This window comes from Proteus mirabilis HI4320, from assembly GCF_000069965.1.
In the GTDB taxonomy this organism is placed as follows: domain Bacteria; phylum Pseudomonadota; class Gammaproteobacteria; order Enterobacterales; family Enterobacteriaceae; genus Proteus; species Proteus mirabilis.
Genome location: NC_010554.1, coordinates 2452211 through 2477893, shown reverse-complemented (window position 1 = coordinate 2477893; position 25683 = coordinate 2452211). Strand labels below are relative to the sequence as shown.

The 25683-nt window shown below is 41.3% G+C and carries 21 protein-coding genes, 1 tRNA gene and 1 rRNA gene; 16 read left to right on the top strand and 7 right to left on the bottom strand.

From position 1 onward, the window contains the following. Nucleotides 1-3: 3 nt before the first annotated feature. From rseP to tilS, 12 genes are all read left to right on the top strand, one after another. Nucleotides 4-1356 (top strand): sigma E protease regulator RseP, encoded by a 1353-nt coding sequence (gene rseP / locus PMI_RS11250; RefSeq protein WP_012368301.1) that lies wholly within the window; start codon nucleotides 4-6, stop codon nucleotides 1354-1356. A 40-nt stretch (nucleotides 1357-1396) separates the two neighbouring features. Continuing rightward, nucleotides 1397-3805: an outer membrane protein assembly factor BamA gene (gene bamA / locus PMI_RS11245; protein ID WP_012368300.1), complete on the top strand. Its 2409-nt coding sequence runs from the start codon at nucleotides 1397-1399 to the stop codon at nucleotides 3803-3805. 92 nt (nucleotides 3806-3897) lie between these two features. After that, the gene (locus PMI_RS11240) at nucleotides 3898-4395 is read left to right on the top strand and encodes an OmpH family outer membrane protein (RefSeq protein ID WP_004248713.1); all 498 of its coding nucleotides are present in this window, start codon (nucleotides 3898-3900) and stop codon (nucleotides 4393-4395) included. Nucleotides 4396-4398: 3 nt separating this feature from the next. After that, complete coding sequence (lpxD, locus tag PMI_RS11235; protein ID WP_012368299.1) at nucleotides 4399-5427, top strand: UDP-3-O-(3-hydroxymyristoyl)glucosamine N-acyltransferase; 1029 nt, start codon at nucleotides 4399-4401, stop codon at nucleotides 5425-5427. 126 nt (nucleotides 5428-5553) lie between these two features. Then, nucleotides 5554-6006 (top strand): 3-hydroxyacyl-ACP dehydratase FabZ, encoded by a 453-nt coding sequence (gene fabZ / locus PMI_RS11230; RefSeq protein ID WP_004245462.1) that lies wholly within the window; start codon nucleotides 5554-5556, stop codon nucleotides 6004-6006. A gap of 3 nt (nucleotides 6007-6009) precedes the next feature. Continuing rightward, nucleotides 6010-6813, top strand: coding sequence for an acyl-ACP--UDP-N-acetylglucosamine O-acyltransferase (lpxA, locus tag PMI_RS11225; protein ID WP_004245460.1), 804 nt, complete (start codon nucleotides 6010-6012; stop codon nucleotides 6811-6813). Nucleotides 6814-6820: 7 nt separating this feature from the next. Continuing rightward, a complete protein-coding gene (gene lpxB / locus PMI_RS11220; protein WP_004245459.1) occupies nucleotides 6821-7993 on the top strand; it encodes a lipid-A-disaccharide synthase in 1173 nt (390 codons plus the stop codon). Further along, nucleotides 7993-8583 (top strand): ribonuclease HII, encoded by a 591-nt coding sequence (gene rnhB / locus PMI_RS11215; protein WP_004245458.1) that lies wholly within the window; start codon nucleotides 7993-7995, stop codon nucleotides 8581-8583. The genes lpxB and rnhB overlap by 1 nt, the downstream gene beginning before the upstream one ends. A 22-nt stretch (nucleotides 8584-8605) precedes the next feature. Next, nucleotides 8606-12088 (top strand): DNA polymerase III subunit alpha, encoded by a 3483-nt coding sequence (dnaE, locus tag PMI_RS11210; protein WP_004248711.1) that lies wholly within the window; start codon nucleotides 8606-8608, stop codon nucleotides 12086-12088. A 12-nt stretch (nucleotides 12089-12100) separates the two neighbouring features. Next, nucleotides 12101-13060: an acetyl-CoA carboxylase carboxyl transferase subunit alpha gene (gene accA, locus PMI_RS11205; protein ID WP_004245456.1), complete on the top strand. Its 960-nt coding sequence runs from the start codon at nucleotides 12101-12103 to the stop codon at nucleotides 13058-13060. 296 nt (nucleotides 13061-13356) lie between these two features. Next, nucleotides 13357-14100 carry an SDR family NAD(P)-dependent oxidoreductase gene (locus tag PMI_RS11200; protein ID WP_004245455.1) on the top strand — a complete coding sequence of 248 codons (744 nt, stop codon included), beginning with the start codon at nucleotides 13357-13359 and terminating at the stop codon, nucleotides 14098-14100. A 174-nt stretch (nucleotides 14101-14274) separates the two neighbouring features. Continuing rightward, entirely contained in the window at nucleotides 14275-15600 is a 1326-nt protein-coding gene (tilS, locus tag PMI_RS11195) for a tRNA lysidine(34) synthetase TilS (protein ID WP_004248710.1), read from the top strand. 36 nt (nucleotides 15601-15636) lie between these two features. Here tilS and rof read toward each other — a convergent pair whose 3' ends face one another. Continuing rightward, on the bottom strand, nucleotides 15637-15897 hold the full coding sequence (gene rof / locus PMI_RS11190; RefSeq protein ID WP_004245453.1) for a Rho-binding antiterminator: 261 nt from the start codon (nucleotides 15895-15897) through the stop codon (nucleotides 15637-15639). A 261-nt stretch (nucleotides 15898-16158) separates the two neighbouring features. On the opposite strand from rof, the gene nlpE reads away from it, so the two are divergent. Then, nucleotides 16159-16839 (top strand): envelope stress response activation lipoprotein NlpE, encoded by a 681-nt coding sequence (gene nlpE, locus PMI_RS11185; protein ID WP_004245452.1) that lies wholly within the window; start codon nucleotides 16159-16161, stop codon nucleotides 16837-16839. 117 nt (nucleotides 16840-16956) lie between these two features. On the opposite strand, the gene proS is transcribed toward nlpE, so the two are convergent. From proS to metN, 6 genes are all read right to left on the bottom strand, one after another. Next, nucleotides 16957-18672, bottom strand: a complete 1716-nt coding sequence (gene proS, locus PMI_RS11180; protein ID WP_004245451.1) for a proline--tRNA ligase — start codon at nucleotides 18670-18672, stop codon at nucleotides 16957-16959. Between the two features lie 174 nt (nucleotides 18673-18846). Then, nucleotides 18847-19554: a tRNA (N6-threonylcarbamoyladenosine(37)-N6)-methyltransferase TrmO gene (tsaA, locus tag PMI_RS11175; RefSeq protein WP_004245450.1), complete on the bottom strand. Its 708-nt coding sequence runs from the start codon at nucleotides 19552-19554 to the stop codon at nucleotides 18847-18849. Next, on the bottom strand, nucleotides 19551-19961 hold the full coding sequence (gene rcsF / locus PMI_RS11170) for an Rcs stress response system protein RcsF (RefSeq protein WP_004248708.1): 411 nt from the start codon (nucleotides 19959-19961) through the stop codon (nucleotides 19551-19553). Before rcsF ends, tsaA begins: the two co-directional genes overlap by 4 nt. 130 nt (nucleotides 19962-20091) lie before the next feature. After that, the gene (locus PMI_RS11165; protein WP_004248707.1) at nucleotides 20092-20907 is read right to left on the bottom strand and encodes a MetQ/NlpA family lipoprotein; all 816 of its coding nucleotides are present in this window, start codon (nucleotides 20905-20907) and stop codon (nucleotides 20092-20094) included. Nucleotides 20908-21001: 94 nt separating this feature from the next. Then, complete coding sequence (locus PMI_RS11160) at nucleotides 21002-21655, bottom strand: methionine ABC transporter permease MetI (RefSeq protein WP_004245447.1); 654 nt, start codon at nucleotides 21653-21655, stop codon at nucleotides 21002-21004. After that, on the bottom strand, nucleotides 21648-22679 hold the full coding sequence (gene metN / locus PMI_RS11155) for a methionine ABC transporter ATP-binding protein MetN (protein WP_004245446.1): 1032 nt from the start codon (nucleotides 22677-22679) through the stop codon (nucleotides 21648-21650). The genes PMI_RS11160 and metN overlap by 8 nt, the downstream gene beginning before the upstream one ends. A gap of 210 nt (nucleotides 22680-22889) precedes the next feature. Here metN and gmhB point away from each other — a divergent pair, with 210 nt between their 5' ends. From gmhB to PMI_RS11140, 3 genes are all read left to right on the top strand, one after another. Then, nucleotides 22890-23456, top strand: a complete 567-nt coding sequence (gene gmhB, locus PMI_RS11150; protein WP_004245445.1) for a D-glycero-beta-D-manno-heptose 1,7-bisphosphate 7-phosphatase — start codon at nucleotides 22890-22892, stop codon at nucleotides 23454-23456. A gap of 395 nt (nucleotides 23457-23851) precedes the next feature. After that, nucleotides 23852-25394: ribosomal RNA gene (locus PMI_RS11145) — 16S ribosomal RNA — on the top strand. Between the two features lie 84 nt (nucleotides 25395-25478). After that, a tRNA-Glu gene (locus PMI_RS11140) sits at nucleotides 25479-25554 on the top strand. Nucleotides 25555-25683: the final 129 nt, after the last annotated feature.

The window sequence follows — 25683 nt, the reverse complement described above, 5'->3', positions numbered from 1 at the left end:
GCAATGGGTATCCTGTGGAATCTAGCCGCGTTTATTATCGTTTTAGGTATTCTTATTACGGTACATGAATTTGGACATTTTTGGGTAGCAAGACGCTGTGGCGTTTATGTTGAGCGTTTTTCTATTGGTTTTGGTAAAGCGATTTGGCGTAAAACAGATAAACATGGCACCGAATTTGTCGTTGCATGGATACCTTTAGGTGGCTATGTAAAAATGTTGGATGAGCGTGTCGCCGAAGTTGCACCAGAGCGTCGTCATCTCGCTTTTAACAATAAAACCGTCGGGCAAAGAGCCGCTATTGTTGCCGCCGGACCTATTGCAAATTTCTTATTAGCCATTGTGGCTTATTGGCTTGTTTTTATGATAGGGGTGCCGGCATTAAAGCCAATAATTGCAGATATTCGCCCTGATTCTATCGCAGAACAAGCAAAATTAACGCCGGGAATGGAACTAAAATCCGTTGCAGGTATCGAAACGCCTGATCAGAATGCTGTTCGTTTAGCATTAGTGAGTAAAATTGGTGCAAAAGAGGTGACTTTCGTTGTAACTCAGCCTAACTCTCTTTCTGAGAGTGAGAATATACTGAATTTGCAACAGTGGAATTTTGATCCTGAAAGACAAGATCCTATCGTATCCCTAGGCATCATGCCTGTTGGCGCACGGTTGGACTCTAAAGTTGTAGAAGTAACACCAGACTCTGCGGCTGAAAAAGCAGGTTTACAAGCAGGGGATCGGATCGTTAAAGTCGATGGTCAGCCAATTGATACTTGGCACCCATTTACTTATTTTGTTCGACAAAGCCCCAACAAAACGTTGGAAGTGTTAGTTGAACGTAACGGTGCTTCTTTGGTGTTAAATATTACTCCTACAGCAATAGCGCTGAAAGATGGTAGCGAAGTTGGACAAGTGGGTGCGAAGCTACAAGTATTACCGCCAGATGAGCAATACTTGATAATGCAACAATACAACCCATTTTCAGCGTTATATGAAGCATCTGATAAAACATGGCAGTTAATGGGTTTGACTGTCAAAATGATTGGCAAGTTAGTGGTTGGTGATGTCAAGTTAACAAATCTTAGTGGACCGGTTTCTATCGCTAAAGGCGCTGGAATGTCTGCGGATTCAGGTTTTGTTTATTATTTGATGTTTATCGCACTTATCAGTGTCAATCTGGGGATCATTAATTTGTTTCCCCTGCCTGTCTTAGATGGTGGGCACCTGCTTTTCCTGGTTATCGAGAAGATAAAGGGAGGGCCGGTATCTGAGCGTGTACAAGATGTCTGTTATCGTTTCGGTGTTATGGCACTGATGCTGTTAATGGGACTTGCACTTTTCAATGATTTCTCTCGCTTATAATAAAATAAGCAGGGACCGGTTAGGAAAACACAAAACAACGATGGCGATGAAAAAGTTGCTTATAGCGTCGCTGCTGCTGGGCAGCGCCACTGCATACGGTTCAGACGGATTCGTAGTTCAGGACATTCAATTTGAAGGTCTTCAACGCGTCGCCGTTGGTGCAGCATTACTGAACATGCCTGTCCGAGTTGGAGATTCGGTCAGTGATGATGATATTAGTCGAACTATCCGTTCATTATTTGCGACAGGAAACTTCGATGATGTTCGGGTTCTGCGTGACGGAAATGTACTTATTGTTCAAGTTAAAGAGCGTCCAACAATTGCGAGTATTACTTTCTCAGGTAACAAAGCAATTAAAGAAGATATGCTTAAGCAAAATCTTGATGCTTCCAATATCCGTATTGGTGAAACACTTGACCGAACAATGTTGGCTAATATTGAGAAAGGTCTTGAAGATTTCTACTATAGTGTTGGTAAATATAACGCCACAGTAAAAGTTGTTGTGACTCCTCTTCCTCGTAACCGTGTTGATTTAAAACTGGTATTTGCCGAAGGTGTTTCAGCTACTATTCAACAAATCAATATTGTTGGTAATAAAGCATTTAGTACTGCTGAATTAGTTAACCGCTTCCAACTACGTGATGATGTGCCTTGGTGGAACTTAGCGGCTGATGAAAAATATCAGAAACAAAAACTCGCTGGTGACTTAGAGACATTACGAAGTTTTTATCTAGATCGTGGTTATGCACGTTTTGATATTGAATCCACAAACGTTAGCTTAACGCCTGATAAAAAAGGTATTTATATTACTATTAACCTGAAAGAAGGTGATAAATACACGGTTGAAAGTACCGAAATCAATGGTAATACCGCAGGCTATACCAAAGAGATTGAAGATCTGATCCAAATCGCACCAGGCTCACTATATAACGGTGCTCAAGTGACCAAAACAGAAAATGAGATTAAAAATCTATTAGGTCGCTATGGATACGCCTATCCACGGGTGATGACAAATCCTGAAATTAATGATGAAAATAAAACGGTAAAACTGCATGTTAACGTTGATGCAGGGAATCGTTTCTATGTGCGTCAAATCCGTTTTGCGGGTAATGATATAACCAAGGACTCTGTTTTACGTCGTGAAATGCGTCAAATGGAAGGGGCTTGGTTAGGTAGCGATTTAGTTGAACAAGGTAAAGAGCGTTTAAACCGTTTAGGTTATTTTGAAACAGTCGAAACGGAAACACAGCGTATTCCCGGATCTCCTGATCAAGTTGATATCGTTTATCGTGTCAAAGAGCGTAATACGGGTTCACTTAACTTTGGTGTCGGTTTCGGTACAGAAAGTGGTGTCAGCTTCCAAGTTGGGGTAACACAGGATAACTGGTTAGGAACGGGGAATGCCGTTGCGATTAATGCCAGTAAAAATGATTACTCAACGTATGCTGAATTGTCAGTCACTGATCCTTACTTTACTGTAAATGGTGTCAGCTTAGGAGGTCGTATTTTCTATAACGATTTCCGAGCTAATGATGCAGATTTATCCGGCTATACCAATAAATCTTATGGGTTAGACGGCACCTTAGGTTTCCCTATCAATGAATACAACTCGGCTCGTCTTGGCTTAGGCTATACCCATAACGGCCTGTCACGGATGGAACCTCAAGTGGCGATGTGGCGTTATCTTGAAAGTATGGGGGAAAACCCAGGCTTTGATAAACGCGAATCCTTTAATGCGGATGACTATACTGTCAGTCTTGGGTGGACATTTAATAACTTAAACCGTGGTTTCTTCCCAACCTCTGGGGCAAGAAGTAATTTAAGTGGACGTATTACTATACCGGGCTCTGATAACAAGTACTATAAAGTAACTTGGGACGGTATGGCTTATTACCCTCTTGATGAAAAAGAGTCTTGGGTCACCTTGTTCAAAGGTCGTTTAGGTTACGGTGACGGTTTAGGGGGTAAAGAATTACCCTTCTATGAAAACTTCTATGCCGGTGGTTCTGGTACAGTACGTGGTTTCCGTTCCAATAATATCGGTCCTAAAGCGATTTATTTGAAAAAAATTACAAAAGATGATGGGAGTACGATAATTGATCCTTCATTATCTAGCGATGCGGTCGGTGGTAATGCTATGGCGGTGGCTAGCTTTGAACTGATCACACCAACGCCATTTATTGATGATAAATACTCCTCATCCGTCAGAACTTCAATGTTTGTTGATGCGGGTACGGTATGGGATACCAACTGGAACAGTACTAATTCTAATTGGACTGCTGGTATGCCTGATTTTGGTAAGGCAAGTAATATACGTGTTTCAACCGGTGTGGCTTTACAGTGGTTATCACCTTTAGGTCCGTTAGTCTTCTCTTATGCGAAGCCAATTAAAGATTACGAAGGCGATAAATCTGAGCAATTCCAGTTTAATATTGGTAGAACGTGGTAGCGATGTAAGTAAAGTTGATGCCTTTTCTATATATTGAGAAAAGACATCTCATATCTGACAAAAAATTTATTTTGGGTTTTAAGGAGTCTATCGTGAAAAAATTGTTATGTGCCGCTGCCCTAGGAATGGCATTGACGATGTCAGCAGGCGCTCAAGCTGCAGATAAAGTAGGTGTTGTGAACATCGGTCAAGTTCTCCAAAAAGTGCCTAACCGTGATGCGGTAGAGAAACAATTGGAAAATGAATTTAAATCACGTGATACCGAATTGCAAAATTTAGGTAAAGCATTACAAACTGCGGTTGAGAAATACCAAAAAGATGCACCAACCATGAATGCGACACAACGTGCTAATACAGAAAAAGATCTGGTTGCTAAACGTGAAGCTTATGCACAAAAAGCACAAGCTTTTGAGCAAGACTTTAGCCGTCGTCAAGCAGAAGAGCGTAATAAAATCATGAAACGTGTATTAGACGCTGTTGATGCTGTAGCGAAAAAAGAAGGTTATGATGTGATTTTAGATGCAAACACTGTTCCTTATTTCGCAGACGGTAAAGATATTACTGCTCAGGTTCAAAAACAGGTTAAATAATAGATGTTTTCAATTCGATTAGCTGATCTTGCTCAGCAATTGAATGCACAGTTACACGGCGATGGTGATATCACTATCGCCGGTCTTGCTTCAATGGGCTTAGCAAATGGTGAACAAATTACCTTTCTTTCCGATAGTCGCTATCGTGAAAAATTAAGTGAATGTCAGGCCGCTGCGGTGGTATTAACAGAGGCTGATCTTCCTTTTTGTCCTGTTGCTGCACTGGTGGTGAAAAATCCTTATCTGGCTTATGCACAAATGGCTCAGATTATGGATACTACGCCCGCGCCAGCACAAGATATACATCCTTCTGCTGTTATTGCCGTTGATGCTAAATTAGGGAATAACGTCTCAATTGGTGCCAATGCGGTCATTGAGTCAGGTGTTGAGTTAGGTAATAACGTAGTTATTGGTGCAGGATGTTTTATTGGTAAAAAAGCACATATCGGCGATAATAGCCGTTTGTGGGCAAATGTCTCTGTTTATCATGAAGTTATCATTGGTAAAGATTGTTTAGTACAATCTGGTACTGTCATTGGTTCTGATGGTTTTGGTTATGCCAATGAGCGTGGCAATTGGATTAAAATTCCTCAGTTAGGCTCAGTGATCATTGGTGACCGTGTCGAAATTGGTGCATGTACTACCATCGATAGAGGCGCATTAGATAACACAGTTATCGGTAATGGTGTTATCATTGATAACCAGTGCCAAATCGCACATAACGTCATTATTGGTGACAATACTGCTGTGGCAGGTGGTGTCATCATGGCGGGGAGCCTGAAGATTGGGCGTTACTGTATGATTGGTGGAGCAAGTGTTATCAATGGTCACATGGAAATTTGTGATAAAGTTACGGTAACAGGAATGGGGATGGTTATGCGTCCTATCACTGAACCTGGGGTTTATTCTTCTGGCATTCCGTTACAACCGAATAAAGCATGGCGTAAAACCGCAGCACTGGTGCTGCGAATTGATGAAATGCAAAAAAGGCTAAAGTCGCTAGAACGTCAAGTAGAAAATAGCGACAAGTAACAAGTAGCATCTTTGACGGTTGTTGTTACCTATTTTGCGACCTGCGCGTTAACTCCCTTTTTGAGTCACAGCAGGTCGTGTCATTCTTAATTAGATTCAGTTTTATTAGACAGGAAGAGTATTGCAATGAGTGATAATCATACTCTGCAAATCGAAGAAATTTTAGATTTACTTCCACACCGTTACCCATTTTTATTGGTTGACCGTGTCCTTGATTTTGAAGAAGGGAAATTTCTAAGAGCAGTAAAAAATGTATCTTTTAATGAGCCTTTCTTTCAAGGTCACTTCCCGGGCAAACCTATTTTCCCTGGTGTACTGATCCTCGAAGCAATGGCGCAGGCAACAGGTATTTTAGCATTCAAAAGCGTAGGAAAACTGGAACCCGGTGAACTTTACTATTTTGCTGCTATTGACGGTGCTCGCTTTAAACGTCCTGTCTTACCTGGAGACCAAATGGTTCTTGAGGTTGAATTCATTAAAGAACGCCGTGGCGTTGCGCGCTTTAAAGGCGTCGCTAAAGTTGATGGAGAAATTGCCTGCGAAGCTGAGATGATGTGTGCTCGCCGCCGTGAGGTCTAGCTTATGATTGATAAATCCGCAGTAATTCACCCTTCTTCAATTATTGAAGAGGGTGCGGTAATTGGTGCTAATGTTCGCATTGGCCCTTTTTGCGTTATTGGTAGCCATGTTGAGATTGGTGAAGGTACAGATATCAAATCTCATGTGGTTATTAATGGCCATACACGCATTGGCCGTGATAATCAGATTTACCAATTTGCCTCTATCGGTGAAGTAAACCAAGATCTGAAATATCGTGGTGAGCCGACCCAAGTCATTATTGGTGATCGCAATCTTATCCGCGAAAGTGTCACTATTCATCGTGGTACGACACAAGGCGGTAATATTACTAAAATTGGCAATGATAACTTATTGATGATCAACACCCATGTTGCTCATGATTGTATCATTGGCGATCGCTGTATTATTGCAAATAACGGTACTTTAGGTGGACATGTCACTTTAGGTGATTATGTGATAATCGGTGGTATGAGTGCGGTTCACCAATTTTGTCAGATTGGTTCACATGTCATGGTGGGCGGCTGTTCCGGTGTAGCACAAGATGTTCCTCCTTTTGTGATTGCACAAGGAAACCATGCCACCCCTTATGGTTTGAATATTGAAGGATTAAAACGTCGCGGTTTTGCAAAAGAAGATCTGCATGCCATTCGTAACGCTTACAAGATACTTTATCGTAATGGTAAAACGCTTGAAGAAGCGCGAGAAGAGATTGCTCAATTAGCCGCAGACAATAATAATCAGTATGTAAAAATATTCAGTGATTTTCTGGAAAACTCAGCAAAATCAAACCGCGGTATTATTCGCTAATTAGGATATGACCTTGTCAGGCCAATCATCTATAAAACAGCGTCCGTTAGTTATCGGCCTTGTGGCTGGTGAAACGTCCGGTGATATCTTGGGCGCGGGATTAATCCGCGCTCTTAAACAAATGCATCCCAATATTCGTTTTGTTGGTGTCGCAGGTCCTTTGATGCAAGCAGAAGGTTGTGAAGCTTGGTATGAAATGGAAGAGCTTGCGGTGATGGGGGTCGTGGAAGTACTTGAACGTTTGCCACGATTATTGAAGATCAGAAAAGATCTCACTCAACGCTTTACACAACTTAAGCCAGATGTTTTTGTTGGTATTGATGCTCCTGATTTTAATATCACCCTTGAAGGTCGCTTAAAACAAAAAGGGTTGAAAACTATCCATTATGTCAGTCCATCAGTATGGGCTTGGCGTCAAAAACGGGTTTTTAAAATTGGTAAAGCAACGGATTTGGTTTTAGCTTTCCTTCCTTTTGAAAAAGCGTTTTACGATAAATATCAGGTTCCTTGTCGCTTTATCGGTCATACAATGGCTGATGCAATTGCGTTACACCCTGATAAAAAAGCGGCTCGTGAACACCTAGGTATTGATCAAGAGGCAATCTGTTTAGCTCTGCTACCAGGAAGTCGGCATTCTGAAGTGGAAATGCTCAGTGCGGACTTTATAAAAACAGCGCAGCGATTAAAGCAACAGATCCCCGCATTACATATTGTTGTCCCTTTGGTAAATGCGAAGCGACGGGCACAATTTGAACAAATACATCAAAGTGTTGCCCCAAAACTTGAAATCCAACTCTTAGATGGACAAGCAAGAGAGGCGATGACCGCCAGTGATGCGACTTTATTAGCATCTGGTACAGCCGCCTTAGAATGCATGTTAACGAAATGCCCGATGGTAGTGGGTTATCGTATGAAACCATTTACCTTTTGGTTAGCAAAAAAATTAGTTAAAACGCCCTATGTCTCTTTACCCAATTTATTAGCAGGACGGGAAATAATTAAAGAGTTGCTGCAAGAAGAGTGCACACCAGAAGCACTGGCAGAACAATTACTCCCCCTATTAACGGATGCGGAAAAAGCACAACACTTAAAAGAGATATTTTTACAATTACACTCAGCTATCCGTTGTCGTGCTGATGAGCAAGCAGCGAATGCAGTTTTAGAATTAGCAGGTCAATAATGGAATTTGTCTATCCTAAAGCAAACCTAATTGCTGGCGTCGATGAAGTCGGTCGCGGACCATTGGTGGGGGCGGTAGTTACTGCTGCGGTGATCCTCGATCCAGCTAATCCTATTCAAGGATTAATGGACTCGAAAAAATTGACCGAGAAAAAACGCAATGCGCTTTATGATGAAATAAAAGAAAAAGCATTATGTTGGGCTATTGGACGTGCTGAGCCTGAAGAGATAGATAAACTGAATATTCTTTGGGCAACGATGAAAGCCATGGAGCGTGCTGTCGCGGGATTATCCATAACGCCTGATATGGTCTTAGTCGACGGAAACCGTTGTCCTAACTTGCCAATGGCATCTCAAGCGGTGATTAAAGGTGATAGTTTAGTTCAAGAAATTAGCGCAGCGTCAATACTGGCTAAAGTTACCCGTGATAGGGAAATGGAACAGCTAGATAAACTTTATCCTGATTACGGCTTTGCCAAACATAAAGGCTATCCAACAGCCTTCCATATGGAAAAACTGGCTTCATTAGGGGCAACGCCTTATCATCGTAAAAGTTTTGCGCCTGTAAAACGTGCTTTAAATTTAGTCTAATCCACAGAGTAATTAATAAGATATGGCAGATCCTCGTTTTATCCATCTAAGGGTACACAGCGATTATTCAATGATCGATGGATTGGCAAAAACAGGGCCTCTTGTGAAGAAAGTGGCTTCGCTGGGTATGCCTGCTTTTGCAATTACAGATTTCACTAACTTATGTGGGTTAGTGAAATTTTATGGAGCGGCTCATGGTGCCGGTATCAAACCTATTGTTGGTGCAGATGTCTATCTGGAAACGGAACTATTAGGTGATGAATACGCGCATTTAACCATTCTCGCCCGTGATAATGTGGGATATCAAAACCTAACACTATTGATTTCTGAAGCTTATAAACATGGTTATGGTGCTGCCGGACCGGTTATCAAACAAGAGTGGTTAACAACATATAAAGAAGGTCTCTTGTTGCTTTCTGGCGGTAGAATGGGAGATGTTGGTAAATTCCTACTACGCGGTAATCGAGCTTTAGTTGAGCAATGTCTTGAATATTATCAAACGCACTTTCCTGATAGCTATTATTTAGAGCTTATTCGTACTGGGCGTCCGGATGAAGAGAGCTACTTACACGAAGCTGTAGCCTTAGCATCAGAAAAAGGGCTTCCTGTTGTTGCGACAAATGATGTCCGTTTTCTGGATAGTGATGATTTTGATGCTCATGAAATTCGCGTGGCTATTCATGATGGTTTCACATTATCCGATCCTAAACGTCCTAAACACTACAGTCCTCAGCAATATATGCGCACAGAAGAAGAGATGTGTGAGCTTTTTGCTGATATTCCTGAAGCATTAGAAAACAGTGTTGAAATAGCCAAACGCTGTAATGTGACCATTCGTTTAGGTGAATACTTTCTTCCTCAATTCCCGACCGGGGATATGAGTACAGAAGATTTCTTAATTAAAAAGTCCAAAGAGGGCTTAGAAGAGCGCCTTGCCTTTTTATTTCCTGATCCGCAAGAGAGAGAAAAGCGACGTCCTGAATACGATGAGCGCCTTGAGATTGAACTTAAAGTTATTAACCAGATGGGATTCCCCGGTTACTTTTTGATAGTGATGGAATTTATCCAGTGGTCTAAAGATAACGGTGTTCCTGTAGGGCCAGGACGTGGTTCAGGTGCTGGCTCACTGGTGGCTTATTCGCTTAAGATAACAGATCTCGATCCTCTTGAGTTTGATCTACTGTTTGAACGTTTTCTTAATCCAGAACGTGTATCAATGCCTGACTTTGACGTTGATTTCTGTATGGAGAAGCGCGATAGAGTTATCGATCACGTTGCGGATATGTATGGTCGTGATGCCGTATCGCAAATCATTACCTTTGGTACTATGGCGGCCAAAGCTGTTATTCGAGATGTTGGGCGTGTTTTAGGACACCCTTATGGCTTCGTTGATAGAATTTCCAAGCTTGTTCCCCCTGATCCGGGAATGACGTTAGAAAAAGCCTTTGCCGCCGAGCCTCAGTTACCTGAAATTTACGAAGCTGATGAAGAAGTGAAATCGCTTATTGATATGGCGCGTAAATTAGAAGGGGTAACCCGTAATGCGGGTAAGCATGCCGGTGGTGTCGTTATTTCTCCAACCAAAATTACCGACTTTGCGCCACTTTATTGCGATCCGGAAGGGAATAACCCGGTTACACAATTTGATAAGAATGATGTTGAATATGCCGGTCTTGTTAAATTTGACTTCTTAGGGTTAAGAACACTGACGATAATCAACTGGGCATTAGAAATGATTAATGCTCGGCGGGCTAAAAAATCACTTGAGCCTGTTGATATATCAGCCATTTCATTAACCGATCAGCGTAGCTTCGATATGTTGCAACGCTCTGAAACCACCGCGGTATTCCAATTGGAATCCCGTGGCATGAAAGATCTGATAAAGCGTCTGCGACCAGACTGCTTCGAAGATATGATTGCGTTAGTTGCACTGTTTCGCCCAGGGCCTTTACAGTCGGGGATGGTGGATAACTTTATCGACCGAAAACACGGTGTTGAAGAGATTTCCTACCCTGATGTTAAATGGCAACATGAGAGCTTACAGCCTGTATTAGAGCCAACTTATGGTGTTATCTTGTATCAAGAGCAAGTGATGCAGATTGCACAGGTACTTGCCGGTTATACCTTGGGTGGCGCGGATATGTTACGACGCGCGATGGGTAAGAAAAAACCTGAGGAGATGGCAAAACAGCGCTCTGTGTTTGAAGCGGGGGCGATTAAAAACGGTGTTGATGGCGAATTAGCCATGAAAATCTTTGACTTGGTAGAGAAATTTGCCGGTTATGGATTTAACAAATCGCACTCAGCGGCTTATGCCTTAGTTTCTTATCAAACGCTCTGGTTAAAAGCTCACTATCCTGCGGAGTTTATGGCGGCAGTCATGACTGCAGATATGGATAATACCGAAAAAGTGGTCGGTCTGGTGGATGAATGTTGGCGAATGGGTTTAAAAGTCCTTCCTCCAGATATTAATAGTGGGCTTTATCATTTCCATGTTAATGATGAAGGCGAAATAGTGTATGGCATAGGGGCCATCAAAGGGGTTGGAGAAGGCCCTATTGAGGCAATTGTCGAAGCGCGTCAACAAGGTGGTCATTTTAAAGATATTTTTGATCTCTGTGCGAGAACAGAAACCAAAAAATTGAATCGCCGAGTGATGGAAAAACTGATAATGTCAGGCGCATTTGATAAATTAGGGCCTCACCGTGCAGCATTAATGTCTTCGCTGGAAGATGCCTTAAAGGCGGCAGATCAACACGCAAAAGCGGAAGCCATTGGGCAATCCGATATGTTTGGTGTATTGGCAGAAGCCCCAGAGCAAGTGGAACGTTCTTATGCCAATGTACCTAAATGGCCAGATCAAGTTGTTTTAGAAGGTGAGCGAGAAACCCTCGGTTTATATTTAACGGGACATCCCATCACCCGTTATCTAAAAGAAATTGAACGATATGCGGCAGGAACCCGTCTAAAAGATTTAGTACCTACCCCCCGAGGTCAGATGGTAAAAGTGGCAGGATTAGTCCTTGCTTCGAAAGTCTTTACCACTAAACGAGGGAATAGAATTGGTATATGTACGTTAGATGATCGTTCTGGTCGTTTGGAAATTATGTTATTTTCCGATGCATTAGATAAATACCAACATCTATTGGAACAAGATCGGATTTTAATTGCTACCGGGCAGGTCAGCTTTGATGATTTCAACGGTGGGCTTAAAATGACAGTCCGCGAATTAATGGATATTAACGAAGCGCGTGAAAAATATGCTCGAGGGCTTGCTATCTCGTTATCAGACAGGCAAATTAATGAGCAATTATTAAATCGTCTTCGCGGCGTTTTAGAACCTCATCGTTCAGGCACGATCCCGGTTCATCTTTATTTTCAAAAGCATGATGCCTGTGCACGTTTGCGTTTTGGTGCAACATGGCGAGTAACGCCGACTGATATGCTTTTGACCGATCTGCGAACTCTGCTGGGTAATGAGCAGGTGGAATTAGAATTTGACTAGAATAGGAATGTTATGAGTCTTAATTTTCTGGATTTTGAACAGCCAATTGCCGAGTTAGAAGCGAAAATCGATTCGCTAACCGCAGTTAGCCAACATGATGAAAAAATTGATATTAATATTGATGAAGAAGTTGCACGCTTAAGAGAAAAAAGTTTAGAACTTACTCGAAAAATTTTCTCTGATCTTGGTGCATGGCAAGTGGCACAACTTGCTCGTCATCCATTAAGACCTTATACCCTTGATTATATTAATCGTGTTTTTACTGATTTTCAGGAGTTGGCGGGCGATCGCGCTTATGCTGATGATAAAGCGATTGTCGGTGGTATTGCTCGTTTAGACGGTCGTCCGGTGATGATCATTGGTCATCAAAAAGGACGTGAAACGAAAGAAAAAATTCGTCGTAATTTTGGTATGCCAGCTCCTGAAGGTTATCGCAAAGCGCTACGTTTAATGGAAATGGCACAACGTTTTAAATTACCTATTATCACTTTTATTGATACTCCGGGAGCTTACCCGGGGGTGGGCGCTGAAGAGCGTGGACAATCAGAAGCGATTGCTCGTAATTTAAGAGAAATGTCTCGCTTTGGTGTGCCAATTATTTGTACCGTTATTGGCGAAGGTGGCTCTGGTGGTGCTTTGGCGATTGGTGTGGGTGATAAAGTGAATATGTTGCAGTACAGCACCTATTCCGTTATTTCGCCAGAAGGTTGTGCTTCTATTCTATGGAAGAGTGCTGATAAAGCACCATTAGCTGCTGAAGCTATGGGGATCACGGCAAATCGTTTAAAAGAATTAAAATTGATTGATACGGTGATCCCTGAACCTTTAGGTGGTGCTCATCGTCATTATGATGAAATGGCAGCATCACTAAAAGCACAGCTAAAAGCTGATTTAGCGCAGTTAGATGAGTTTGATACAGAAGAACTCACTAACCGCCGTTATCAACGCTTAATGGAATATGGCTATTGCTGATTGAGCGGGTACTTAGCTAGCCATTAAAAAGATCACTCCCCATGCTATAGCATGGGGTTTTTTTTATGGCGAATAGGATCAGGCTATTATCACACCACTATCACTCCAGCTAATTTTTCTTTTATAAAACTATTTCTATTGTTAATAGTAATAGCTTGTGATACTTTCATTTTTAATTATATATCAATATGTTAACTCGATCTCAAATATAAGATTTATGTTTATCTTTGCTTAAAAAATACGTAACCCTACCTATGATTTGATAAGGCTTATCGTTAATCAAAGAAGGAAAAGTTATGATTTCATTTAGCAACAAAGTAGGCATTATCACCGGAGGTAATAGTGGTATCGGTTTAGCTAGCGCTGAGAAATTTTTATCACTAGGGGCATCGGTTGTTATTACTGGAAGTCATTCAGGTCGTGGGGAAAAAGCACAAAACTATTTGCAAGATAAAGGGTTTTCCGCAGAATTTGTTCAAATGGATGCCGCCAATGAGCAAGATAATCAACAACTGGTTAAGCATGTAGTAAAACATTATGGCAAAGTGGATTTTTTATTTGCTAATGCGGGTGTTTTAACCGATACCGTTGCCGATAAATTACATTACGATCAATGGAAAAAAGTGCTTGATGTTAATCTTAATGGACTATTTCTTATTAACCGCGCGGTTATTCAACATTGGTTAGAAACTAAAACCACAGGCGCTATTGTTAACTGTAGTTCAATCTGCTCTTTTGTCGGCCAGCATGCATTTCCTGCTTATTGCTCCTCTAAAGGGGGCATTAAATTACTCACACAAACGTTAGCGCTTGATTATGCCAGTCAAGGTATTCGTGTTAATGCTGTTTGTCCAGGCTATATTGATACTCCTTTATTAGAGGGGCGTGAATTAGACAAACAAAAACTCGTCGCTTTACACCCTATTGGTCGGTTAGGTACACCTGAAGAGGTGGCTAATGTTGTTGCCTTTTTAGCAAGTGATGCTGCCTCGTTTGTCACAGGGGCTTCTTATCTCGTTGATGGTGGTTTTACGGCATAATTTAAACCCATGACAGCGATGAGGACAGCATTTTCTTAGTATCGTTATCAGCTTAAGTGAAAAGCTATATTCTGCTTTCTTTTTTATTATGTTGTGGCGAAAGGTTGTGTTCGTGCAAAATGCAATGGAAAGGCTTAACATAACCCATTGAATTCCTCGATAACTGATAATGCTATGGAACTGAAAAATTGTCCTCTTATTAACGAAATTAAACGACAAATTGGCTCTCATACTCATATTTTAGTGGGTTTTAGTGGTGGAGTTGATTCAACCGTTTTATTGCATGGGTTGGTTTGCTTACGTGATAAATATCAACTTCCTTTAGAATTAACGGCAATTTATGTTCATCATGGATTGAATTCAAAAGCCGATGATTGGCTCACGCATTGCGAACATTTTTGTCATAACTGGCAGGTCAGTTTTATCAGTGAAAGAGTACAAGTCAATGGGAAAGAAGGGGGGATTGAGCAGGGTGCCAGAGAAGCGCGCTATCAAGCTTATCGCCAATATTTACAGCCTAATCAAGTTTTAGTGACGGCACAACATCAAGATGATCAAGCGGAAACTTTCCTATTAGCGCTTAAACGCGGTAGTGGACCGGCAGGGTTGTCTTCAATGCCTGCAAAAATGCCTTTTGAACAAGGGTATTTATTACGACCATTACTTAATATTACACGTGAACAAATCGAAGCTTATGCACATGAGCACGGTTTATTATGGATTGAGGATGATAGTAATCAAGATGATCGCTATGATCGCAATTTCTTACGTTTACATGTTATGCCTCTATTGACTCAGCGCTGGCCACATTTTTCTCAAGCAGTTACTCGTAGTGCCGCACTGTGTGGTGAACAAGAAGCGCTCTTAGATGAGTTACTCGATGTAGAATTGCAGCAATTGATTGATGAGCATCAGAGTTTAGATATCAATTTATTGTCCCGCTGTAGCGAAATAAAACGTAATGCATTGTTGCGTCGTTGGTTTGCTAAATGTAATAAAAGCATGCCATCAAGATCTCAATTGTCGCGGCTATGGCAAGAAGTTGCTTTAGCTAAAGCAGATGCAGAGCCACGGTTACGTTTTTTCCAAGATGAAGTTAGGCGTTATCAACAACGCCTCTATCTTGTGCCAGTTATGGAAGAACTAACGGATAGGGTTATCGAATGGTCATTATCACAACCTTTAATTTTGCCTAATCAGTTAGGGATATTAGCGGTGAGTCGTGATAGCGGTAAAACAATCTGCAGAGCACCGTTAGCAGATGAAAAAGTGACGGTTCGTTTTGGCTTAACGGCTTCATCTTTACGTATTGTTGGGCGAGATTTGGCCAGATCAAGCAAGAAAATTTGGCAAGAGCTTAATATTGCCCCATGGCAAAGAACTCGTATCCCATTGATTTATTATAACGATACATTAATTGCAGCGGTTAATACTTTTGTGACTTTAGAGGGAAATGCAACAACAGAACAAAGTATAACAATTGAGTGGCAAGCGTCGTAAACAACCGCCAATTACGGCGGTTGTTTATGTAAATAGTTATTCAGATTTGATTATGATAGTGCCAAGTTCGGGATGAGAAAAACTGGCAATAATATCCAGTCGTAAATCTTTTGCACCCTCAGATGTTTTTACTTTCAGATATTCAACTTTTTTACTTAAAAAGAGATCATCTGCGACACCATCAATTTGCTCACCATTATGTAATTCAATATGGAGTGTTAAGCCTCGTTGGCAAGCTAACTCCAAATATTCATAATCATCACAATTAATTGGTTGATATTCTGTATTTGTTGACATATTCCCTCACCACTCGTTCGTGGCGGTATTGCCGCCAGTGAATAATTCAGAATAAAATCATTATGCTGTTATTCGAAGTGATCACAATAGTTATTGTGATAATTTTCTGAAATAGTGCATTCTGCGACAAGATTTAAGAATTTATACTAAAACGTAGTGTAATTATCTTAAAGGGGGTTTTATTCACCCTTTTTGCTTAAAAAAATGCTAAACTAGTATTGAAAACGAGAAATTAGAAAGTACCCAGAACTTAGGGAGTTGATGATGGGGAAAAAACTTTTATTTGCAGCCATTGCTGCAGGGTTATTTATTATGTCAGGCTGCCAGAATAATATTGGCCTGTCACTCGATGGTAAAATTGTTGATCAAACATATAACAGTATTCTACCTTGTGCCGATTGTTCTGGTATCGACACGACTATTCTTGTCAATCAAGATGGCTCTTATGTAATGGAGCAAAGTTACCAAGGCACTTCTGATGACAATCGAAGTTTTTTTGAGTCAGGTACTTGGTCATTAAGTAAAGATAAACTGACCTTGACTAATAGTTATGGCGAGAAGAGTTACTATTTACCTCGTGAAGATAAATTAGTTATGTTGGATATCGATGGTAATGTAATTAATTCGGGTCTTAATTATACCTTAGCAAAGGTTCAACCTAAGCAGTTAGCGGGTGAATTTACCTATTTTGCTGACGCTGGAACCTTTAAAGATTGCCAATCTGGACGTGTCTATGCCGCTGATGGATTAGTATTAGAAAAAGGCTATTTTGCTACAGGCGTTGATGGCGGAACACCTGTCTATCTAGAGGTCAGAGGTTACTATAGTATTCGTCCTTCAATGGAAGATGGACAGTATGATCGTGCATTAGTGGTTACCGATAATAAACCACGCTTTGATCGTCATGGCTCTTGCAATAGCCGTCGTAATAGCAGAAGTTAATTCATTATAAAAAAACCGCTTTAAATAAAGCGGTTTTTTTTACGTTAACAAAAGTGGTAACAGCAGTCGTTAAGTTTGGTCAGTTTAGCCCATAAGGGCTAAACAATATTAAATGGATTAAACCAGTTGCTCTTTAATAAAGGCAACAACATCATTCACATTGACCAGAGATTTATCATCACTACGGCGTGCTTTATACTCAACTTGTTCGTTATCCAGATTACGATCACCAATCACGATGGTGTGTGGTACACCAATCAGTTCCATATCTGCAAACATCACACCTGGGCGCTCTTTGCGATCATCAAATAATACATCAATACCCTGTGCACGTAAGTCAGCATAGAGTTTCTCTGCTACTTCTTTTACACGATAAGAACGATGCATGTTCATTGGTAAAATGGCAACTTGGAAAGGTGCGATAGCATCAGGCCAGATAATACCACGGGCATCATGGTTTTGTTCGATTGCCGCTGCAACGATACGAGTAATACCAATACCATAACAACCCATAGTCACAACTTGGTTATGGCCTTCTTCGTTTTGTACCGTTGCTTTTAATGCTTCAGAATATTTCTTACCTAGTTGGAAGATATGACCGACTTCAATACCACGTTTGATAAGTAAAGTACCTTTACCATCTGGGCTTGGATCACCTTCGACAACATTACGGATATCCGCCATTTCAGCAAGAGGTAAATCACGCTCCCAGTTAATACCAAAGTAGTGTTTACCATCAATATTTGCACCAGCACCAAAATCGCTCATAACAGATACAGCGCGATCGATAATGATTGGTAATGGCAAGTTAATTGGACCAAGAGAGCCTGGACCTGCATTAACAGCTTGGCGGATCTCTTCTTCAGTCGCGAAAACTAAAGGTGAAGCGACAATGCTACATTTTTCTGCTTTTATTTCATTGAGCTCATGATCACCACGGACTAATAAAGCCACTAATTTATGACCACTTTCTTCAGTTGCATGAACAATAAGTGTTTTAACTGTTTTTTCAATAGGCAGATTAAATTGTTCAACTAATTCAGCAATAGTTTTTGCGTTTGGTGTATCTACTAAACGTAACTCTTCTGTTGCTGGTGAACGAGGTGTTGCTGGCATAACCGCTTCTGCTAATTCAATATTAGCAGCATAGTCAGATGCTGTTGAGAATACGATATCATCTTCTCCGCTATCTGCTAATACTTGGAATTCATGAGAGGCACTACCACCAATAGAGCCTGTATCAGCCAATACTGGACGGAAGTCTAAACCAATACGAGTAAAGATATTGCTATAGGCTTGATACATTCTGTCGTAAGTCTCTTGTAGAGACTCTTGAGAGATATGGAATGAATAGGCATCTTTCATGATAAACTCACGTGAACGCATAACACCAAAGCGCGGGCGTACTTCATCACGGAATTTAGTTTGAATTTGGTAAAGGTTGAGTGGTAGTTGTTTGTAAGAGGTGATTTCATTACGAACAATATCGGTCACCACTTCTTCATGGGTTGGACCTAAAACAAAAGGACGCTCACCACGATCTGTAAAACGCAACAATTCTGGGCCATATTGTTCCCAACGGCCACTTTCTTGCCATAGATCAGCAGGCTGAACAACCGGCATTGAAATTTCAAGTGAGCCTGCGTTGTCCATCTCTTCACGAACAATTTTCTCAATTTTTCTCAGGACACGAACACCGGTCGGCATCCAATCATAAAGACCAGATGCGAGTTTACGGATCATACCTGCGCGAAGCATGAGTTGATGGCTGACAATTTCGGCATCAGCAGGCGTCTCTTTCAAAGTAGAGAGCAAATAGTGGCTAGTACGCATTATTAGGTTCCATTAGAACAAAAATACTTAGGCTGACTGTCAGGCCAGTCTACATCAATATAAATAGAGAAAGTCTTTAGTCTACCAGTGACTTAGGTTTGCCAAAAGAGGCAAAGCATTTTTTTCAATCTGATTTGCTTAAAGACAAGAAGTTTCAATGTTAGTAAGTGCAAGTTAGCGCGGTTCTATACTAAGAACAAGTGTTTGCTGCCCATTGACTTGCCAACGAATATTAAAATCCAGTAAATGCACGGCATATACTCTATCACTTTGTTCGCTTTTTTTATAAGCAGGACGCGGATCTTGTTGCAATACTTGAGTGATAAATCGCATAAGATGAGGATATTGATGAGAGTAATATTGTAACTGCTGTGTGGCATCTTCAGAAAAAAGAATCTCCATCTCTTCATGAGGAGCATATTGGGCAAAGCCTGCTGTTGCATCCGCAATAGACTCAGCATAGGGAAGGTACGGCTTGATATCAATAATGGGGGTCCCATCAATAAGATCTAGACTGCCTAGTTGCAAAATCACCGATTGCTTTTCAATAATGATATCTTTTAGCTCGACTAATGACATGCCGATAGCATTAGGGCGAAAAGTTGAGCGAGTGGCGAAAACCCCGAGTTTGCTATTCCCCCCTAATCTTGGCGGGCGCACTAATGGATGCCAACCTTGTTGCGCTGTTTGATGAAAAATAAATAATAACCAAAGATGGCTAAATTGTTCTAAGCCTCTTACTGCATCAGGATGATTATAAGGTGTGTGTAGTATTAGCTGGCCTACGCCATCCTGGACTAATCCAGGTTGGCGAGGAACGGCAAATTTCTCTTTATAAGGGCTGATAATATGCCCTATAGATGTTATTTGGTAGCTATTCATTGAGTAATTAATAGTGCTGAACCTTCACAGATTGCCGATTGATAGCAACCCATTCCTGTGACTATTTGGCATTCATGTAATAAAACTGCATTCGCATTTTTATAAGCCGCTTTGATAGCCATTCTTTTTTTCGCAGCAGGTAAGCTTGCGGGTGGATCTTGTAGTGTTTGTCGGCAAGATTCACCGGCAACAACACCTAAATCTTTAAAAGGCGCACCTAAAAGATCTTCTGTTTTTTCAACAATGCGAACAGGAGATAAAGTTTGCTGTTTGGGCTTTTGTGGTTGGCCAGGTTTATTTAAACGCATATCCGTAAACTTAGACTGATCAACATCAGATGATTTCTGCATTGAACAGCCGGTCATAAACAGCGCTATAATGCCAATAAGTAGCAAGCGCATGTGCATGGGTATATCCTCTTTATTATTGTCTATACAAAAATTAAACCGCCCTAATTTAATGCAAATTAGCCCAGTAAAAAAGAGAAAGGCGAACAAATGTCCGCCTTTTTTATTATTAAGTTGAGTTGTGAGATGATTACCAACCTTTTACTGCACCACCGTTAAAAATCTTATTCGCAGCGCTATCAACTTCATCTGTTTGATAAGATTGAATAAATTTCTTCACATTTTCATCATCTTTATTGTCCTCACGGGCAACAATAATATTGACATAAGGTGAATCTTTATCTTCAACAAAAATACCATCTTTTGCTGGAGTTAAGTTAACTTGACTCGCATAGGTTGTATTAATAACCGCTAAGTAGATTTTTTGATCATCTAAAGAGCGCGGTAATTGTGGTGCTTCTAACTCAACTAATTGTATGTTTTTCGGATTTTCAATGATATCCAGTTTAGTCGGTAATAAACCAACCCCTTCCTTTAATTTCACTAATCCTACTTTTTCTAAAAGTAGCAGTGAACGACCTAAGTTGGTTGGATCATTAGGGATAGCCACTTGTGCACCATCGGGTAAATCGGCTAAATCCGTTATTTTTTTAGAATAACCAGCAATAGGGTAAATAAAGGTATTACCTACAGCCGTAATTTTGTAATTACGATCTTTGATTTGTTGATCTAAATAAGGCTTATGTTGAAAGGCATTAATATCAATATCACCACGGCTTAATGATTCATTCGGCATGACAAAGTCATTGAAAGTGACGAGTTCAACATTAAGTCCATATTTATCTTTAGCGACTTGTTTAGCAACTTCAGCAACTTGTTGTTCAGAACCAGAAATAACCCCCACACGGATATGATTGGGATCTTTTTCTTTTTCGCCACAACCTGCTAAAGCTAAAGCACCGACTAACGCACTGACTACAGCAAGTGATTTAAATTTCAATGACATAGATTTACCCTTTCTTTGAACTGGTTAAATAAAAGGTTTCATACAAACTACATTTATTGATTAGATAGTAGATGAATAGAAACCTTTAATTCATTTATTTATGTGTTGTCAGTTTAACTAAACGATCGCCAATAAACTGAATGATAAAAACAAGAATAACAAGTAGTACAATGACGGTATTCATTACTGTGGCATTATAGCCCACATAACCATACTGATAACCAATTTGACCTAAACCACCGGCACCCACAGCGCCCCCCATTGCGGAATAACCGACTAATGTAATGAGTGTAATGGTCGCAGCATTAATTAAACCTGGTAAAGATTCTGGTAATAAAACTTTCTTGATTATCTGCATTGGTGTTGCCCCCATGGCACGAGAAGCTTCAATTAAACCATGAGGTATTTCTAATAAGGTATTTTCTACCATACGTGCAATAAAAGGTGCAGCTCCTACAGTTAACGGAACGATAGCCGCCTGTAAACCAATGGATGTTCCTACTACCATACGTGTAAAAGGGATCATCCAAACTAATAAGATAATAAAAGGGATGGCCCTAAAAATATTAACTAAAGCAGAAATCACTTTATAAGCGGGGGAGTTCGCCATAATTTGCTCTGGACGAGTCACATAAAGTAAGACACCTAATGGTAATCCAATGACAAAACCAAAAAAGCCTGAGACAAATGTCATGACTAAGGTTTCCCAGATCCCACTAATTAATAAATAAATCATTCCTTCAGACATAACCGAGAACCTCTACTTTCACATGATGCTCTTCTAAAAACGCGATAGACTTTTCTGTGTTACCATTTTTACCGTGTAATTCTGCTAGCATCACGCCAAACTTTACTCCACCGGCATAGTCCATTTGAGAACTTAAAATATTAATATCAGCATCAAAACGACGAGCAACAATAGACATTAATGGCGCATCAACAGATAACCCATTAAATTCAAGCTTTAACAGCGGGAATAAGCCTTCTTCCCACTCTGGCTTCATACGTTCTTTATAATCGTCAGGAATATCCAATTGTAATGTTGATTGAATAAATGCTTGAGAAACGGGTGTTTTAGGGTGAGAGAAAACCTCACTTACCGCATCACTTTCAACTAATTGACCACCACTGATCACGGCAACTTGGTCACAAATACGTTTTACAACATCCATCTCATGAGTGATAAGTAAAATAGTTAATCCTAAACGACGATTAATATCTTTTAACAGTTCTAAAATAGAACGCGTCGTTGCGGGATCAAGAGCACTAGTTGCCTCATCACACAATAAAACGTTTGGTGAATTAGCTAATGCTCGAGCAATCGCAACACGCTGCTTTTGTCCCCCTGATAAATTGGCAGGGTAATACTCTTTTTTATCTGCTAAACCCACTAATTCTAATAACTCATTAACACGTTTATTAATATCTGCACGCGGCGTGTTATCAAGTTCTAGAGGTAAGGCAACATTATCAAATACCGTTCTTGAGGACAGTAAATTAAAATGTTGGAAAATCATGCCAATGCCACGACGTGCTTTGGTTAATTCTTTATCAGATAATTTTGTTAGATCACGACCATCAACCCAAACTTCACCTGATGTCGGCTTTTCTAACATGTTTACACAGCGTATGAGAGTACTTTTACCTGCACCTGACGACCCAATCACACCAAAAATCTGCCCTTGTGGCACATGCAGGTTAATATTTGATAGCGCTTGTATTGAACGCGCTCCCTGCTTAAATACTTTATTTATATTCGTCAGTTTAATCATCTTGTTCTTTATATAAGTAGAATATGGGACATTCACGCTATTCTGCCCGAGTTAAAATAGATGTTAAGGCGTCTAGACGTCCAAGTCAACAAAAAAGAGCAGAAGCGTAATAGGTAATAATAGTCAATAAAAGAAAGAAAGGTGGATATGCTTCTCTATATAAGAAAAAACATGCGATACTAAGCGCAAATATCTAAAAGGAGTAATGCTGTGAGCAAGGGGATTTCTGCGATTTTTTTAGATCGCGATGGAACGATTAATATCGATCATGGTTATGTATCTGAAATTGATAACTTTGAATTTATCGAAGGTGTGATTGAAGCAATGGCTGAATTAAAAGCCATGGGATATGCTTTAGTGCTAGTGACTAATCAGTCAGGTATTGGTCGAGGGTATTATAGTGAAGATCAGTTTTTACATTTAACTGAATGGATGGATTGGTCTTTAGCTGATCGAGGCGTCGATTTAGACGGCATTTATTATTGCCCACATCATCCAGATGCAATTATAGAAGAATACAAAAAAGAGTGTGACTGTCGTAAACCTGCAACAGGTATGTTTATGGATGCGAAAGCACAATTAAACATCGATATGGCATCTTCTTATATGGTGGGAGATAAAAAAGAAGATATGTTGGCAGCAAAAGCGGCTGGAGTTGGGCATAAAATTCTCGTTCGCACAGGAAAAGCGATTACAGAAGAGGCCGAAACTTGTGCAGATTTTGTTCTAGATAGCTTAGCCGACTTGCCAAAATGGCTTAAAAGCCACAAAAAATAGGCACTTCGTTTAATTAACCAACAAACAAACATTTTTTTTCAAAAAACTATTGCCAGCCTCAGAAAACTCCCTATAATGCGTCCTCGTTGTCACGGCACAGGGCGCTAAGCGAACCGGCTGAGAGAACAAAATAAAAAGTGAAAAGCCTGATAAATTAGCGCTTGACACTGAATGAGGAAGATGTAGAATGCACCTCCTCGCAACAACGCAGAAGACCGGAAACGGCAGCGATAGTTGCACTGCTCTTTAACAAATTATCAGACAATCTGTGTGGGCACTCGCAGAGACGATATCTTCTAAAAAATTAGATGTATCAAGTCTTGAAGAGTGACTAACAAGTTAATTCATATAATGAATAAGCTAAGTTTTCGATTTCTTTGAGCATCAAACACTTTTAATTGAAGAGTTTGATCATGGCTCAGATTGAACGCTGGCGGCAGGCCTAACACATGCAAGTCGAGCGGTAACAGGAGAAAGCTTGCTTTCTTGCTGACGAGCGGCGGACGGGTGAGTAATGTATGGGGATCTGCCCGATAGAGGGGGATAACTACTGGAAACGGTGGCTAATACCGCATAATGTCTACGGACCAAAGCAGGGGCTCTTCGGACCTTGCACTATCGGATGAACCCATATGGGATTAGCTAGTAGGTGGGGTAAAGGCTCACCTAGGCGACGATCTCTAGCTGGTCTGAGAGGATGATCAGCCACACTGGGACTGAGACACGGCCCAGACTCCTACGGGAGGCAGCAGTGGGGAATATTGCACAATGGGCGCAAGCCTGATGCAGCCATGCCGCGTGTATGAAGAAGGCCTTAGGGTTGTAAAGTACTTTCAGCGGGGAGGAAGGTGATAAGGTTAATACCCTTGTCAATTGACGTTACCCGCAGAAGAAGCACCGGCTAACTCCGTGCCAGCAGCCGCGGTAATACGGAGGGTGCAAGCGTTAATCGGAATTACTGGGCGTAAAGCGCACGCAGGCGGTCAATTAAGTCAGATGTGAAAGCCCCGAGCTTAACTTGGGAATTGCATCTGAAACTGGTTGGCTAGAGTCTTGTAGAGGGGGGTAGAATTCCATGTGTAGCGGTGAAATGCGTAGAGATGTGGAGGAATACCGGTGGCGAAGGCGGCCCCCTGGACAAAGACTGACGCTCAGGTGCGAAAGCGTGGGGAGCAAACAGGATTAGATACCCTGGTAGTCCACGCTGTAAACGATGTCGATTTAGAGGTTGTGGTCTTGAACCGTGGCTTCTGGAGCTAACGCGTTAAATCGACCGCCTGGGGAGTACGGCCGCAAGGTTAAAACTCAAATGAATTGACGGGGGCCCGCACAAGCGGTGGAGCATGTGGTTTAATTCGATGCAACGCGAAGAACCTTACCTACTCTTGACATCCAGCGAATCCTTTAGAGATAGAGGAGTGCCTTCGGGAACGCTGAGACAGGTGCTGCATGGCTGTCGTCAGCTCGTGTTGTGAAATGTTGGGTTAAGTCCCGCAACGAGCGCAACCCTTATCCTTTGTTGCCAGCACGTGATGGTGGGAACTCAAAGGAGACTGCCGGTGATAAACCGGAGGAAGGTGGGGATGACGTCAAGTCATCATGGCCCTTACGAGTAGGGCTACACACGTGCTACAATGGCAGATACAAAGAGAAGCGACCTCGCGAGAGCAAGCGGAACTCATAAAGTCTGTCGTAGTCCGGATTGGAGTCTGCAACTCGACTCCATGAAGTCGGAATCGCTAGTAATCGTAGATCAGAATGCTACGGTGAATACGTTCCCGGGCCTTGTACACACCGCCCGTCACACCATGGGAGTGGGTTGCAAAAGAAGTAGGTAGCTTAACCTTCGGGAGGGCGCTTACCACTTTGTGATTCATGACTGGGGTGAAGTCGTAACAAGGTAACCGTAGGGGAACCTGCGGTTGGATCACCTCCTTACCTAAGAGATACGTGTTATGTGCAGTGCTCACACAGATTGTCTGATGAAGAACGAGCAAAAGCGCGTCTGCGAAGCTGACAGAAGTCCCCTTCGTCTAGAGGCCTAGGACACCGCCCTTTCACGGCGGTAACAGGGGTTCGAATCCCCTAGGGGACGCCAATGCGCGGTATGAGTGAAAGGCGTACCACTTATCTGACGAGAGTCAGAGAATAACTAAGCTAATTCAAACGAGTTATCTTACTTATTATGCTCTTTAACAATCTGGAACAAGCTGAAAAATTGAAAACA

What these genes read in the sequence shown, in the direction of transcription:
- rseP (WP_012368301.1), top strand. Translation starts at nt 4, where the DNA reads ATGGGTATCCTGTGGAATCTAGCCGCGTTTATTATCGTTTTAGGTATT.
- bamA (WP_012368300.1), top strand. Translation starts at nt 1,397, where the DNA reads ATGGCGATGAAAAAGTTGCTTATAGCGTCGCTGCTGCTGGGCAGCGCC.
- lpxD (WP_012368299.1), top strand. Translation starts at nt 4,399, where the DNA reads ATGTTTTCAATTCGATTAGCTGATCTTGCTCAGCAATTGAATGCACAG.
- fabZ (WP_004245462.1), top strand. Translation starts at nt 5,554, where the DNA reads ATGAGTGATAATCATACTCTGCAAATCGAAGAAATTTTAGATTTACTT.
- lpxA (WP_004245460.1), top strand. Translation starts at nt 6,010, where the DNA reads ATGATTGATAAATCCGCAGTAATTCACCCTTCTTCAATTATTGAAGAG.
- lpxB (WP_004245459.1), top strand. Translation starts at nt 6,821, where the DNA reads ATGACCTTGTCAGGCCAATCATCTATAAAACAGCGTCCGTTAGTTATC.
- rnhB (WP_004245458.1), top strand. Translation starts at nt 7,993, where the DNA reads ATGGAATTTGTCTATCCTAAAGCAAACCTAATTGCTGGCGTCGATGAA.
- dnaE (WP_004248711.1), top strand. Translation starts at nt 8,606, where the DNA reads ATGGCAGATCCTCGTTTTATCCATCTAAGGGTACACAGCGATTATTCA.
- accA (WP_004245456.1), top strand. Translation starts at nt 12,101, where the DNA reads ATGAGTCTTAATTTTCTGGATTTTGAACAGCCAATTGCCGAGTTAGAA.
- PMI_RS11200 (WP_004245455.1), top strand. Translation starts at nt 13,357, where the DNA reads ATGATTTCATTTAGCAACAAAGTAGGCATTATCACCGGAGGTAATAGT.
- tilS (WP_004248710.1), top strand. Translation starts at nt 14,275, where the DNA reads ATGGAACTGAAAAATTGTCCTCTTATTAACGAAATTAAACGACAAATT.
- rof (WP_004245453.1), bottom strand. Translation starts at nt 15,897, where the DNA reads ATGTCAACAAATACAGAATATCAACCAATTAATTGTGATGATTATGAA.
- nlpE (WP_004245452.1), top strand. Translation starts at nt 16,159, where the DNA reads ATGATGGGGAAAAAACTTTTATTTGCAGCCATTGCTGCAGGGTTATTT.
- proS (WP_004245451.1), bottom strand. Translation starts at nt 18,672, where the DNA reads ATGCGTACTAGCCACTATTTGCTCTCTACTTTGAAAGAGACGCCTGCT.
- tsaA (WP_004245450.1), bottom strand. Translation starts at nt 19,554, where the DNA reads ATGAATAGCTACCAAATAACATCTATAGGGCATATTATCAGCCCTTAT.
- rcsF (WP_004248708.1), bottom strand. Translation starts at nt 19,961, where the DNA reads ATGCACATGCGCTTGCTACTTATTGGCATTATAGCGCTGTTTATGACC.
- PMI_RS11165 (WP_004248707.1), bottom strand. Translation starts at nt 20,907, where the DNA reads ATGTCATTGAAATTTAAATCACTTGCTGTAGTCAGTGCGTTAGTCGGT.
- PMI_RS11160 (WP_004245447.1), bottom strand. Translation starts at nt 21,655, where the DNA reads ATGTCTGAAGGAATGATTTATTTATTAATTAGTGGGATCTGGGAAACC.
- metN (WP_004245446.1), bottom strand. Translation starts at nt 22,679, where the DNA reads ATGATTAAACTGACGAATATAAATAAAGTATTTAAGCAGGGAGCGCGT.